This window comes from Oceanobacter sp. 5_MG-2023, assembly GCF_030548165.1.
In the GTDB taxonomy this organism is placed as follows: domain Bacteria; phylum Pseudomonadota; class Gammaproteobacteria; order Pseudomonadales; family Oceanobacteraceae; genus Oceanobacter.
The window spans coordinates 1-13,944 of record NZ_JAUORS010000016.1; the positions used below are offsets into that span (position 1 = coordinate 1).

The 13,944-nt window shown below is 55.8% G+C and carries 10 protein-coding genes; 7 read left to right on the forward strand and 3 right to left on the reverse strand.

The genetic code is table 11. The features are described from left to right. Positions 1-284: 284 nt before the first annotated feature. A complete protein-coding gene (locus Q4551_RS11455) occupies positions 285-1,385 on the reverse strand; it encodes a porin (RefSeq protein ID WP_303433977.1) in 1,101 nt (366 codons plus the stop codon). A gap of 477 nt (positions 1,386-1,862) precedes the next feature. On the opposite strand from Q4551_RS11455, the gene Q4551_RS11460 reads away from it, so the two are divergent. Continuing rightward, complete coding sequence (locus Q4551_RS11460; protein ID WP_303433978.1) at positions 1,863-4,001, forward strand: 4Fe-4S binding protein; 2,139 nt, start codon at positions 1,863-1,865, stop codon at positions 3,999-4,001. A gap of 90 nt (positions 4,002-4,091) precedes the next feature. Here the strand turns inward: Q4551_RS11460 and Q4551_RS11465 are convergent, their stop codons facing one another. Further along, positions 4,092-5,057, reverse strand: a complete 966-nt coding sequence (locus tag Q4551_RS11465) for a hypothetical protein (protein ID WP_303433979.1) — start codon at positions 5,055-5,057, stop codon at positions 4,092-4,094. A 403-nt stretch (positions 5,058-5,460) separates the two neighbouring features. On the opposite strand from Q4551_RS11465, the gene ercA reads away from it, so the two are divergent. Both ercA and Q4551_RS11475 read left to right on the forward strand, forming a co-directional pair. Next, on the forward strand, positions 5,461-6,624 hold the full coding sequence (gene ercA, locus Q4551_RS11470; RefSeq protein ID WP_303433980.1) for an alcohol dehydrogenase-like regulatory protein ErcA: 1,164 nt from the start codon (positions 5,461-5,463) through the stop codon (positions 6,622-6,624). Continuing rightward, positions 6,608-8,353, forward strand: a complete 1,746-nt coding sequence (locus Q4551_RS11475; RefSeq protein ID WP_303433981.1) for a NahK/ErcS family hybrid sensor histidine kinase/response regulator — start codon at positions 6,608-6,610, stop codon at positions 8,351-8,353. Before ercA ends, Q4551_RS11475 begins: the two co-directional genes overlap by 17 nt. A gap of 55 nt (positions 8,354-8,408) precedes the next feature. On the opposite strand, the gene bioA is transcribed toward Q4551_RS11475, so the two are convergent. Then, complete coding sequence (gene bioA, locus Q4551_RS11480; protein ID WP_303434039.1) at positions 8,409-9,761, reverse strand: adenosylmethionine--8-amino-7-oxononanoate transaminase; 1,353 nt, start codon at positions 9,759-9,761, stop codon at positions 8,409-8,411. Between the two features lie 257 nt (positions 9,762-10,018). Here bioA and bioF point away from each other — a divergent pair, with 257 nt between their 5' ends. The 4 genes from bioF to bioD are packed head-to-tail and all read left to right on the forward strand — an operon-like array spanning position 10,019 to position 13,830. Then, positions 10,019-11,293: an 8-amino-7-oxononanoate synthase gene (bioF, locus tag Q4551_RS11485; RefSeq protein WP_303433982.1), complete on the forward strand. Its 1,275-nt coding sequence runs from the start codon at positions 10,019-10,021 to the stop codon at positions 11,291-11,293. Continuing rightward, positions 11,290-12,120, forward strand: coding sequence for a hypothetical protein (locus Q4551_RS11490; RefSeq protein WP_303433983.1), 831 nt, complete (start codon positions 11,290-11,292; stop codon positions 12,118-12,120). The genes bioF and Q4551_RS11490 overlap by 4 nt, the downstream gene beginning before the upstream one ends. Then, on the forward strand, positions 12,117-12,998 hold the full coding sequence (locus tag Q4551_RS11495) for a methyltransferase domain-containing protein (RefSeq protein WP_303433984.1): 882 nt from the start codon (positions 12,117-12,119) through the stop codon (positions 12,996-12,998). The genes Q4551_RS11490 and Q4551_RS11495 overlap by 4 nt, the downstream gene beginning before the upstream one ends. A 4-nt stretch (positions 12,999-13,002) precedes the next feature. Next, a complete protein-coding gene (bioD, locus tag Q4551_RS11500; RefSeq protein WP_303433985.1) occupies positions 13,003-13,830 on the forward strand; it encodes a dethiobiotin synthase in 828 nt (275 codons plus the stop codon). Positions 13,831-13,944 lie beyond the last annotated feature (114 nt).

Sequence of the window (13,944 nt, forward strand, 5' to 3'; positions counted from 1 at the left end):
CAGGCCTGCAAGTCGGCTTCGTGATTCGAAACCATCCGGTAGCCCAGAGTGAGCACCGGATTAAATGGATGTCCCCTCTACCTGAACATACTTCATCTGAAAGTACGTCATTTATAACCGTTTTGTTTATAGTCGTTTGTGTATAAGCCGTTTTTTATAGTCGTTTTTTACAGTCGTTTTATCGCCAGCGGCCACTAAACCAGCCACTAAACCAGCTACAAAAAAGGGACAGCCGTAGCCGTCCCTTGTTCCGATTTTTCAGGCAGTGCTTATCTATAAAACACTCAGAAAGTAACAACCGCGCCCAGTGCGACGGTTGTTGTATCCGCCGTAGCGGTCTCGGCTTTATCCCATTCGCCCACCAGCGTCAGATTGCTGTTGATGGAATGGAAAACGGCCAGGGTTTTGTTCTCCAGATCCAGATCAGAACCACCGTCGGTAGTGCCGCCGTTGTTCTTGCCCCTGGACACCACAAAGCGGTTATCACCGTGGGTATAGGATGCTTGCAACAAGGTGCCATCCACTTCTGCGCCATCAGAGGTAACCAGATTACTCAGACCCGCCGCGCCAACGCCTTCAGCGGTAAAGCCGGAAGCAGTCAGGGCCAGCCCCGCCACCTTGACATTCAGACCGTAAGACACGCCGCTGGAAGTCAGTTTGGTACCGGCTTCTTTCGATTCCTGGTTCATATAACCCACCCAGGCTTTGGCGGTAGCGCCATCAAAGTCCATATCGTAGGTTGCTTCGGCTTCGATACGGGGACGGCTTTCTTCCGATGCCGTTGAACGCTTGGCCGGGTCCATCAGACCCACAGCCAGGTTAAAGCCTCCCATGGCCGGCATGCGGTAGGTAATCTGGGAGTTCGGGAAAGGATACAGATAGCCGGTACCAATATTACCGAAAGATACGTTGTTGCCATCGTCAGTGGTGGTGATGGTCTGACCAAAGCCCAGCAACATTTCATCGCCAAAAATATTGGCGCGGTTAAACAGTGCGAAATCCTTACCCATCAGAATCTGGCCAAAATCACCATCGACTGTGGCATAGAACTGCCGCACATCAATCATGGAATCGGTCAGATTGGAATTACCATCGTTGATGGTGACCCAGAAAGAAGAACGGCCGCCCATGGTCAGGCCATCCACTTCTTTACTGAAATTAAAACCGATCACATTGGGTAAAAAGCCCATTTTGACACGGGACTGGGATACATCATTGGTACCGTCAGCACTGCTATCACTGTTGACATAAAAGGTATTGAACAAACCATCCACAGAAAAGGTGGTCGCCTCCTGGTCGTACAGCGTGATAGCGGCAGACGCCTGTGCGCTGATAGCTACCGCCGCTGCCATTGGCAGCAACTTGAAGATTTTATTATTTTTCATTTTGTATGGCCCTGATAGTGTTGTTTTTGTCGTACAGGGTCAGGGTCCTGCGTTTTCTGCGGCGCTGTTGGCTACCGTACAGAAAAAAGATGGTTCAGGCCGGTCAGGCCCGAACCATCTTAAACAGGAACACTCTGAAGCGGTGCAGGACTCTCGCCCTGAACAACGTTGGCCACTATCCGTTGTCTGTATCGTTACCGCTATCATCCCTTTAACGACAATCACGCCCTCTTTGGTTGCACTTCATTGGTGCACAGAAATCCCGATTCTAAAGTCGCGACACCTAAAACCTTAGTATTAGAAATACGCCGCGCCGCGACCCGGCGCGTAGGCCATGGTGCCCTCGTTCCACACCATATGCCCCACGCCATATAAGGCTTTAGTAGGTCATTATCAGGCCCCAAAGAAGCATTGAGCCTGTCGCCCTGCTGCCTAGGATGGGGGGATTGTCATAAAAATAATAATCGAGGAATTCTTATGCGACCCTGGTACGCACACGTTCTGTTGTGGGCCTGCTTGTGCAGTCTCGCCAACTGGCCAGCCACCAGCACGGCCAATGAACCAGTGGATCATTCGGCAGCACCAACCGCCATCCATGATTTGATCCAGCAGCTGTTTCCCAAAGCCACCCGTATTGAAGCCAAACAGCAAGACTACCCGGTTTACCCGGTCTATCAGCTGAATGAACTGTTGGGTTACGCCTACGAATCTGCCGACCTTGTTGATTTGCCAGGTTTTTCCGGCCGACCGATCCGGTTGTTGATCGGCCTGGGTGCCACCGGGCAATTCACCGGCATCCATATCCTCGAACATCACGAACCGGTTTTTCTACACGGTCTGGGGCAAGAGCCGCTGTTCCGGTTTATCAACCAGTACGAAGGCCGTTCACTGACAGAGCATATCGTTATCGACAGCAACAAGGCCGGTGGTAATGCCACCGACGGCGTGGTCTATTTTGATGGCGTCTCCAAAGCCACGGTATCGGTCATTATCGTCAACGATACGGTGTTATCGTCGGCGCTCAAGGTCGCCCGGCACAAGCTGGAAGGTTTTGCCCAGGCTGCGGCCACCCAGCCGATCATGGACAAATATGAACCACTGAACTGGCAAGAAATGCTCGACCGGGGCTACATCGGCTATTGGCGTCTGGATCAGGCAGATGCCGAACGGGCATTAGGCACCGACCTTGGCAGCTACCCTTCCCTGAGTGATGCGGAAGAAGACGAAGCCTTTACCGAACTCTGGTACGCCTATATCAACGCCCCCTCCGTTGGTCGCAACCTGCTGGGTGATGAAGGTTTTGCCCAGCTGCAGGCATCTCTCAAGCCGGGACAACAAGTGCTGGCGGTTATGTCACGAGGACTGTTCACCCATGTACCGGCTGATTTCCGCCCCGGTACCGTACCCGGCCGCCTGGCGCTCCAGCAAAGCCAGTTGGCGGTCGAAATGCGTGATATGGACGCGCTCGATCGCAATATCCAGCTGGTCGCCGATGGCATTCCATCCTTTACCCAGGCCAACCTGTTTCAGGTCGGTGGCAACGCCGGTTTTAACCCCGGAGCCGAATCCGCCCTGATACTGAACATGGAGATGCCCCGCAACCACCTGATCACCGACCGGGCACATTTTGAGATTCCGGTAACCTTGCCCGCTGAACTGTTTGAGCAGGTTGAAATAGAAACCACCACCCGGGCACCACTCTGGGTCGGCCTGTGGAAAGATCGCTGGCTGTCAATCACGCTGCTGACCATCAGCCTGATTCTGTTAACCATCCTGTTCAGCTGGCAGCGGTATTTCACCCGCTTCCCCCGTGCGATGCATGTTTTTCGCTGGGGGTTTCTGGTGTATACCGTCGCCTATCTCGGTTTTTATGCCCAGGGGCAGCTGTCAGTCGTCAATATCTATACCCTGCTGCTGAACCTGTACGACGGCTTTAACCTTGGTATCTTCCTGCTCGACCCGGTGATTTTTATTCTGTGGAGCTACACCTTTGTCAGTCTGTTTATCTGGGGACGCGGGCTGTTCTGTGGCTGGCTTTGTCCCTTTGGGGCCTTGCAGGAAATGGCCTCAGCACTGGCCAAACGGCTGGGCATTCGTCAACGGCGTATCCCTGAACCCCTGCACCGCAAGCTGATTCTGATCAAGTACCCGATTCTGGCCGGACTGGTCGCAACCGCGTTTTATTCCCTGACGCTGGCGGAACAACTGGCTGAAGTTGAACCCTTCAAAACCAGTATCACCCTCTATTTTTATCGCGCCTGGCCCTTTGTGCTGTACGCCGTCGCCTTGCTGGTGGCCAGTATGTTTGTGCACAAATTCTACTGCCGTTATATGTGCCCACTCGGTGCCGGTCTGGCCATTATTGGCAAACTGCGCCGCCTGAACATGCTCGACCGTGTGGATATGTGTGGCACGCCGTGCCAGCTGTGTAAACGCCGTTGCGAAATCAACGCCATTCGCAAGGATGGAGAAATTGACTACGACGAGTGCATCCAATGCCTGGAATGCGTCGTGATTCTGCGCGACGACACCCAGTGTGTAGACAGCATCAGTGCGCGAAAAAAGGAGCAACGGCAAGCCAAGGCCAGGTTACTGGCAACCGATGCGGCACAATAACAACACCAGCAAGCACAACCTGTTGCGACCAGAATGATCGCAACAGGTTACGCACACCAAGGACAGCACGTGCAAGGACAGCCTGGCCAGTTACAGCAACCAGAACACTTCGCCATCATAATGATAGCTCTGGCATTCACTGCTGATGACATTACCGTTGTAACTGATGTTGGCGGTAGAGTCGCTGACGCCCGTAAAACGATTGTCGGACAGATTGATTTGCGCGGTCAGGGTATTGTCTATGGTGAAGAGTTCGTTCATATACACACGATAATCGGCACTGAGCTGGATGAGATTGCCAGACTGGCTGACAGACTGGGGGGCCGGCATTTGCCAGTAACCCCAGTGGTCACCGACAAAATGGCCAGCATCCAGCTCAATGACAAAAGGGGCGTAATCGTAACCGAGACTCATCGGGTGACTGTCGTCATCACAGTCCGTGATAATAATGTCTGAGAACACCAGAGCCAGATGCTCGGTACTGCTCATATCCAACAGGTGACGGCTGACATCAGACAGCGTCAGCTGATAGTCAACCTGGCCTTCGTCATAGCTATCATCGTCTTCATCCTCGTAAGTCACATTGGGATAAATGGCAATACGGTATGTCAAGCCAGCACTGACCGGAAATATAATCACCTGATTACCACTCCACTCAAATGACAAGTCACCTGCTGGTTGAGCGTTATATTCCACCACCTCAAGTGCTATATCGCCAGAACTGCCTTGTAGAAACTCACTATGCAGGATCACACTGATATAACCGCTGGCCGGGGCGTTATAAAGATAGTAATGATGGTCCGGTTCATCGTAGTCAATTTCTTCATCATAAATGATCGAAGCTTGTACCAGGGTATTATGTGCAAGCTCCGTATTCTCACCATCGTAACTGGCTCTGCTCAAGGTCGGATTGGTATCTTCCAGCAGCGGGGTGATACCGGAAGAATCGCCACCATCACCGCTTGAGCCACCACTACCGCCAGTGCCAGAAGAACCGCCACAAGCGCTGAGCAGCAAAGAAAAAACAACAGCCGTAAACCGTAGACGTGCTTTCATACAACAGACTCCTTATCAGGGTATTTCTGTTGTCAACGCAGTCGCTCAACATTGGTTGACACTTGTTGGCTCTAACATACCTATCCAGAAGTCTCTTTGTGATGGAGTCGACAATATTCTATATTGGACAATCGTACCCGTGCAGGACAGTGGTGAGGACAGTGGTGGCCGCCGCTGTTGCCACAGTCTGTCTCTTTGGCGGGTAATTAACTGTCAGACGTTCTGGAAAAATAATGACAACAGCCACTGCGCAACAGCAAGAATCTACCGCCCGACTAACCCCTTGGCACTAGATACCTAACGCTATCGTAGCCTTTACCTCAGGTAAGGAACCGGTTTACTGTCTTCCATTATTACAAGAATAATGACGCACTCTGCGCATACGCTTCGGGACCCTCTATTTATGTCTGATTCCATTTCCAATCTGAGAAAGTTTGTTGCCCCGGAGATTATCTTTGGCGTCGGAGCCCGCAAAACCGTAGGTAACTTCGCCCGGAATTTTGGCGCCCAGCGGGTATTGATCGTCACCGACCCCGGTGTAATCGCCTCCGGGTGGGTCGCCGATGTACAAAACAGCCTGCAGGAAATGGACATTGATTACCGGGTTTTCTCCGCCGTCAGTCCCAACCCCAGAACCGAAGAAGTCATGGCCGGAGCCGCCTTCTATAATGAAGAAGGCTGCAACCTGATTGTCGCCGTGGGCGGCGGCAGCCCGATGGACTGCGCCAAGGGCATTGGCATAGTCTCGGTCAACCGCCAGCATATTCTCACTTTTGAAGGAGTCGACCGCATCCATTCGCCGATTCCGCCGCTGATTTTTATTCCGACCACCGCAGGCACTTCGGCAGACGTTTCTCAGTTTGCCATTATTTCCGACCAGAACAGCCGCATGAAAATCTCCATCATCAGCAAGGCAGTGGTACCGGATGTTTCCCTCATCGACCCGGAAACCACGCTGACGATGACGCCCTTTTTAACCGCCTGCACTGGCATCGACGCCATGGTGCATGCCATCGAAGCATTTGTATCCACCGCCAGCGGCCCACTCACCGATACGAATGCCCTGGAAGCCATCCGCCTGGTGGCCGGCAACCTGCCCGCGCTGGTCGACAATCCTACCGATATTGCCCTGCGTGAACAGCTGATGCTGGCGTCACTCAAAGCCGGGCTGGCGTTTTCCAACGCCATTCTGGGGGCCGTACATGCCATGTCCCACAGCCTCGGCGGTTATCTCGATTTACCGCATGGTCTCTGCAACGCCATTCTGGTCGAACGAGTGATAGACTATAATTACAGCCATGCAGAAGATCGCTTCCGGGTGATTGCCGAAACCCTGGGCATCCAGACCAAAGGCCGGACCAGTACCGAAATACGCCGCCAGTTGGTCGACAACATCAGCCAGCTCAAGGCCAGAGTGGGTCTGACCCAGAACCTGGGGCAATCCGGCGTGCGGTTGGCCGATATTCCGGAACTGTCTGGCAAAGCACTGACCGACCCCTGCATTCTGACCAACCCCAGAAAATCCAGCAAACGAGATGTAGAGGTGGTCTATGAGGAAGCGTTATGACCCAGCCTCTGACGTGAACAACGAGCCGCAAAACAGCAACGAGCACAATGCAGAAGACCAGGCCCTGGTACAAAACCTGATTGGCCTTGGAGCCTTCTCGGCGCGCAAAAGCTACTACCCGGAATTGCTGCAAAAGATTGATGAGCTGGAAAGCGAAAAAGAACGCTATCAATGGCTGTTCGAAAACGCCCTGCACGGCATCTTCCAGGCCAGAGCCAGTGGCGGTATCAGTGGTGCCAACCCGGCCATCGCCCGTATGTGTGGCTATCGGGATGCCATCGAATTCCGCTACTCCGTCACCTCCTTGCGCCACGACCTGTTCCACGACCCGCAAGACCTGGACACACTGATGCAACAGGTGAATCAGCTCGGTCGCCAGCAATCATTCGAAACCCGCTTCAAGCGCAAACTGGGCATGGAACCAGTCGCGGTGTCGATCAACGTGCTGCTGAAAGACCCGCAACAGGGCCTGATCGAAGTCTTCGTGCATGATATTACCGAACGCAAACGCGCCCAGGCCGCCATGGCCCGTATCAATAACGAACTGGAACAGCGTGTCGAAGTCCGCACCCGGGAACTACAGGCCGCCAAGCAGGAAGCCGAAGCCGCCAACGCCAACAAAGACAAATACCTTGCCGCCGCCAGCCACGACCTGTTGCAGCCAATGAACGCTGCCCGCCTGCTGGTTGCCACATTGCAAGAACGCACACTGGATAACGACAACCGGGTTCTGGTTGAACGTATTCACACCGCCCTGACCGGTGCCGAAGAACTGCTGGCTGACCTGCTGGATATTTCCCGCCTCGATGCCAATGCCGTAACCCCCGATCATGAAGAGTTTGCCGTCAACGACCTGCTCAAAACCCTGTACAGCGAATTCCAGACCCAGGCCCATCAGGCCAATCTCGAATTGCATATGGTACCCAGCAGCCTGCGTATCCGCAGCGACCCGCGCTTGTTAATGCGCATCCTGCGCAACTTCGTCAGTAATGCCATTCGCTATACCCCCACCGGGCGGGTACTGATAGGTTGTCGCCGCCGTGGCGACCAGCTGCAACTGATGATTTGTGACTCCGGGCCGGGGATTGCCGAACACCAGCGTACAGAGATTTTTCGGGAATTCCGCCAGCTCGACAACGCCAACCAGGGGCGCAGCAAAGGCGTTGGCCTCGGTCTCGCCATTGTTGAACGTATCGCCCGAATGATGGATCACCCGGTGGCCATTCATTCACGGGTTGGGATTGGCAGCTGTTTCTCCGTCACCGTGCCACAGGCAAGTGTTGATGACCCACAAGGCCGCCACTCCGCCAATCGTGCCGACACCGTGCCGGAAGGTCTGGCCGCCAGTGCTCGTCTTAATCGGGTGCGGGTACTGGTGATCGATAACGAGGAAACCATTCGTCTCAGTATGAAAAGCCTGTTGCAGGCCTGGGGGTGTAACGTGATTACCGCCAGTAATGGTGAAGTCGCCCAGGATGCCTGGCACAACTTCTGTCCGGATATTGTACTGGCGGACTATCATCTGGATCACGATGAAACCGGCACCGGCGTGATACGCACTCTGGCAGCCGCCGACAGCAACGTTATGGCAACCCCCCTGATCGTTATTACCGCTGACCGCAGCGATACCGTGCGTCAGGAAATCACCCGACTGGGAGCCACCCGTCTGAACAAGCCGGTCAAACCGGCCAAGCTCCGCGCCCTGATGGCCTATTTACTGGAACAATAACCCGAAAAACCCGTAAACCCGGAGCAAACACGTCAGGCCCCCTGTCTGGCGTGCCTTACGAACCAGCCAGATATTGCCCCAGTGCCGTCTGGATGCCCGTTGTCAGCGTTGCCAGATCGTCATTGTTCATCACAAATGGCGGCATCACATAAACACAATCGGCAAACGGCCGCACCCAGATCCCCTGCGCTACACACAAGGGCTGCAGTTCTGCCACATTGGCCGACTGCTCCAGCTGCACCACACCAATCGCTCCAAGCACCCGGACATCACGAATACCGGCCTGGCCTCGCAACGGCGACAAGCCCTGCTCCAACTGCTGTTCGATACGCTGTACCTGAGCCTGCCAATCCGAATCCAGCAACAAGTCGATACTTTCACAAGCCACCCGGCATGCCAGCGGATTCCCCATAAAGGTCGGGCCGTGCATAAAACAGCCAGCTTCTCCCTGGCTGATGGTAGTGGCAATTTCGGTGGTTGCCAGTGTGGCAGACAGCGTCATATAACCACCGGTCAATGCCTTGCCCACACACAGGATATCTGGCGAAATAGCGGCATGTTCACAGGCAAACAGCTTGCCGGTACGGCCAAACCCCGTGGCGATTTCATCGGCAATCAACAGCACATCAAACTCATCACACAAACGTCGGGCGGCGCGCAAATAGTCGGGATGATAAAAACGCATCCCTCCTGCCCCCTGCACAACAGGCTCCAGAATCAGCGCGGCCAGCTCCTGGTGACAGCTCTCCAGCTTCTGGCGCAACCCGGCAATGTCCGCCGCCAGTACCGATGCATCTTGCGGCTGGTCAGCCTTGGGGTAAACAGCCTGCGGTTCAGGGACAAAGTGCTGGGCCGTCAGGACTCCGGCAAACAGATGGTGCATTCCCCGACGTGGGTCACACACCGACATCGCCCCCATGGTATCGCCATGATAACCACGCTCCAGCGCCAGCAGTCGTTGCTTGGCCGGTTTTCCCCGCGCCTGCTGGTACTGGATGGCCATTTTCATGGCCACTTCAACCGCCACCGAGCCGGAATCGGCCAGAAAGACCTTGTCCAGCCCCGCTGGTGTCAGGGCCACCAGCCGCCGCCCCAGCTCAATCGCCGGGCCATGGGTCAGACCGCCAAACATCACATGGGACATGTTCTCCAGCTGCTCGGTGGCAGCCTGATTCAGACGCGGGTGATTGTAACCATGTACCGCACACCACCAGGAGGCCATGCCATCGATCAGCTCGCGACCATCGCTCAGGCGTAACCGTACACCACTGGCAGAAGCCACCTGCCATACCGGAGCCGGGGTGGTCATCGAACTGTAGGGGTGCCATAAATGCTGGTGGTCAAATTCGGTATCGCTTAACGCCGGGTTTGACCAGGGTTTGGCGCTGGAGTGGTCATGGCCTGTCATCATCTGCTCTCACTGAAATCAATGACAGAAAGGTTAACGGATTTCAGCCATTAACTCCGCTACAACCCGATAACAGATCGATTCAACGGCGTGATTTCCTCTTTTGAGCTAAACAGTCGGAGCCAGCCTCACCATTAGTAAACCAAACCGGGCTGACCGTATTGACCTGTTCTGTCACCGTCTTATTGTCAAGCAACCCAATACTGCCTTTTAATCGCCACCTGACCGCCACCTCATCAACAGGTTAATCCGCTCCCATGCCCAATTCCTGCTCCACGCCCTGGCAACGTCGTCTCAATCACGCCAGTCAACAGCGCCGCCAACTCGACCAATGGCGTCAGCGTTCAACCCTCAATAGCCAGCAAGGGCCAGTGGTTCAACGCAATGGGCAGCCGCTGATCAATTTTTGCAGCAATGATTATCTTGGGCTGGCGATGGGTGGTGCCAACGCCCTGGCGCAAAGCGCCCAGCGCTGGGGCCTGGGAAGCGGCTCGTCACATCTGGTATGTGGCCATTCCAGCGCCCACGACGAACTGGAACGAGCACTGGCCAGGCACACTGGCTATCCGGCCGCGCTGCTGTTTTCCACCGGCTATATGGCCAATGTCGGCTGCATCAATGCCCTGACCCAACGCGGCGACCTGATTCTGCAAGACAAGCTGAACCATGCTTCACTGATCGATGGGGCGTTACTCAGCCGCGCCGACTTTCTGCGTTACCGCCATCTGGATTACGATCAGCTGCAACAACGGCTGATACAGCGCCAACCGCTGATGCAACAGCCGCAACAAGCGCAACAAGAGATAGCAAAACAGCCACTGACACTGGTGGTCAGCGACAGTATTTTCAGCATGGATGGCGACCTTGCCGATGTCGCCCGGCTCAGCCAGATTTGCCAGCAGCAACAGGCCTTGTTGATGGTTGATGACGCTCACGGACTGGGGATTATTGGCAAACAAGGTGCCGGGGTGCGTTCGGCCTTTGATCTCAGCAGCGAACAACTGCCGGTGTACATAGGCACATTGGGTAAAGCTCTTGGCGGCTTTGGTGCCTTTGTCGCCGGTGATCAGGCACTGATCGATTATCTGGTGCAGTTTGCTCGCCCCTATATTTACACGACCGCGTTACCGCCAGCGGTGGCCGAAGCCATGCTGTCGAACCTCGAACGCCTGCAAGACGATAGCTTGCGACACACATTACACCAGCATATTGGCTATTTTCGCCAACGTGCCAGCCAGCTCGGGCTTGCCCTGATGCCGTCAGAATCCCCGATTCAACCCTTGATGATTGGCGACGAAGCCAGCGCCATGGCCATCAGTACCGAACTGCAGCAGCGTGGCCTATGGGTAACAGCCATTCGACCACCGACCGTTCCCAATGGCAGCAGCCGTCTACGTATCACCCTGACCGCAGCCCATACCACCACCCAGATTGACCAGTTACTGACAGCACTGGATGAGCTGATACCAGAGTCGCTGCGCCTCCCCGCAGCCGACATCCGGTCATCAGACCCACAGGGAGAGACATTGTGAACCCGGCCGATATCTGGCAACCCCTGGCCGCCGCCGCCCATTCACAATCCAGTGCGGATACCGGCCCCGTGTGGTACTGGCTCCCCGGCTGGGGATTCAAAGCCACCGTATTTGAGCCATTACTGAGTCGGTTGCCCGGTGTGCACCTGGGCCTCGACTATCCGGTGTTTTATCAACAACTGACCCGGTTCAACAGCACACCGGTATGCAGCGATGCCACTCACCTGCTGCAACAATCCGCGACGGCCGATGCGATCTGGGTCGGCTGGTCGTTGGGCGGCGCGCTGGCCCATGCCGCATTAAGCCAACCGTCGGCCCAGCAAACCAAACCGGCCATCAGCGCACGGGCATTGTGCACCATGGCCACGGGCCATCATTTCTTGAGCCAGCCAACAGCCCCGCAGCAGGGTATGGATGCCGCGGCCTTTACCGGCTTCCGCAACAGCCTTGAGCGCTTCCCGGCCAAAACCCTGAAACGCTTCCTGGCGTTATGTTGCCAGGGAGCGGAGCAAGCGCGCAGTAATATGACCACCCTTGCCAACGCCCAACTGGACAGCACCCAGGCCGCACTGCTCGCCACCTCGCTGGACTGGTTAACCCAATATCAGCTGGACGATGCACAGCTCGACAAGCAGCAACCCGGCATGCCCCGACTGGCCTGTTACAGCCAGCAGGATGCCTTACGCCCAGCCGGATTAACCTCCAGCCACGGCTTGCTGGCGGAGGCAGGCCAGAGCCACGCACTGCTGGTGGAAGAAACGACGATTCCTTCCCTGCAAGACGCCCTGCTCCAACTGCTTGATCACAGCGTCGGAACACCACAATGAAGCCACCCCTGATGCGTAATAAACGCCAGGTCAGCCAGCAGTTCAGCCGCGCCGCCAACAGCTATGACCAGGCCGCCACGGTGCAGCAATGGGCACAACAGCAATTAATGCACTACCTGCAACAACAGCAACCGGAAGGCCTGCACGGACACTGGCTTGATATCGGTTGTGGTACCGGTACCGCCTTTGAGCCGCTGTCGACTCTGGGGGCCGAGCATATTACCGCGATCGATATGGCCGCAGGCATGCTGACGGTTGCCCGCCAGCGGCCGCTTTACCCCCATGCCGCAGCCACTGGTGAGCTGACTTCCCGCACCCTGCTACTGGCCGATGCGGACCAACTCCCGCTGCCTGACGGCCGTTACCGGAATACCGCCGCGAATGCCAGCACCGACGCAAGCCAGCAGCCCCCTTGTGGTGCCATCTCCAGCCTGATGCTGCAATGGAGCGAACACCCGCAGCAGACCCTGACCGAGTGGTATCGGGTACTGGCACCGGGGGCCACGCTGGCCATCGCCACACTGTTACCCGGCACCCACGCCGAAATTGCCGCCACCTGGCAACACATTGATCATTTCCGCCATATCAATCACTTTACCAGTGACACAGAGCTGGCCAGGGCGCTATTACAGGCCGGTTTTATTATTCAGCAACAACGCCAGAGCTGTTATCAGGAGCATTACCCGGACACTCTCAGCCTGTTAAAAGCGTTAAAAGCCATTGGTGCCACCAACGTCAACAGTGACCGTCGCCCTGGTCTGGGCGGTCGCCAGCTCATTCGCTTGTTTGACCAGTACTACCCCAAAGCGGCCAACGGCCAGTGTCCCCTGAGTTACCAACTGGGCTGGATACTGGCCACCAAACCCGATCACGGATAACCCCATGCCCCATACGACTCCCCCTTCCGCCACCGGGCCAGCCCTGCCTCCGCGCCGCCTTTTTGTTACCGGCACCGACACCGATGTGGGTAAAACGCTGGTATCTGCCGCCTTGCTGGCTGCCGCGACCAGAGCCGGTTATCGCACTTTTGGGCTGAAACCCGTTGCCGCGGGATGCACATGGATGGCCAGCCCGGACCAACCGCAGCAACCACAATGGTGTAATGACGATGCACTGCTGTTACAGCGTTTCAGTAGCGTCGAGCAGCCCTATACCAGTCATAACCCGGTTGCCTTCCAGGCTGCCATAGCCCCTCATATTGCTGCCCGCCAGGAACAGCGGCCACTACATCTGGATCAGCTGACCCAGGCCTGTATAAACTCTCTCGACAGTGCCGGAGCCAATTTTGAATTGATCGAAGGTGCCGGGGGTTGGCTGGTGCCGATCAACACCAGCCATTCACTCGCGGATCTCGCCGTTGCCATCGACCGCAGCGCTGACCGTCAGCCACTGGAAGTGATTCTGGTGGTGGGTTTACGGCTGGGTTGTATCAATCATGCCTTACTCAGTGTTGAAGCCATTCGCGCCCGGGGCCTGACGCTCACAGGCTGGATAGCCAACAGCCTGAATCCCTCCATGGTAGTGGAGCAGGATAATCTCGACTATCTAACCGAGGTACTGAGCCAGCAACGTACCCCCTTGCTGGGCCATGTGCCTTACCAGAGCACTCTGGCCAGTCCAGATGATCTTTCAATCCAGCAGGCTGTCGATACCAAAGCCGAAGCCGCAGTGATGGCCAGCCAGTCACTGGCTGCCATGTTCCGGGAATAACCACCAGCCTGCTACACAAGACCGGCGTCCGGCATCATCTCCCCCTGGATCAGGTGATGCCGCCAACGCAATGCCGTGAAAGTCAACAAATGTAAAAGATCTCACAAATCGGTC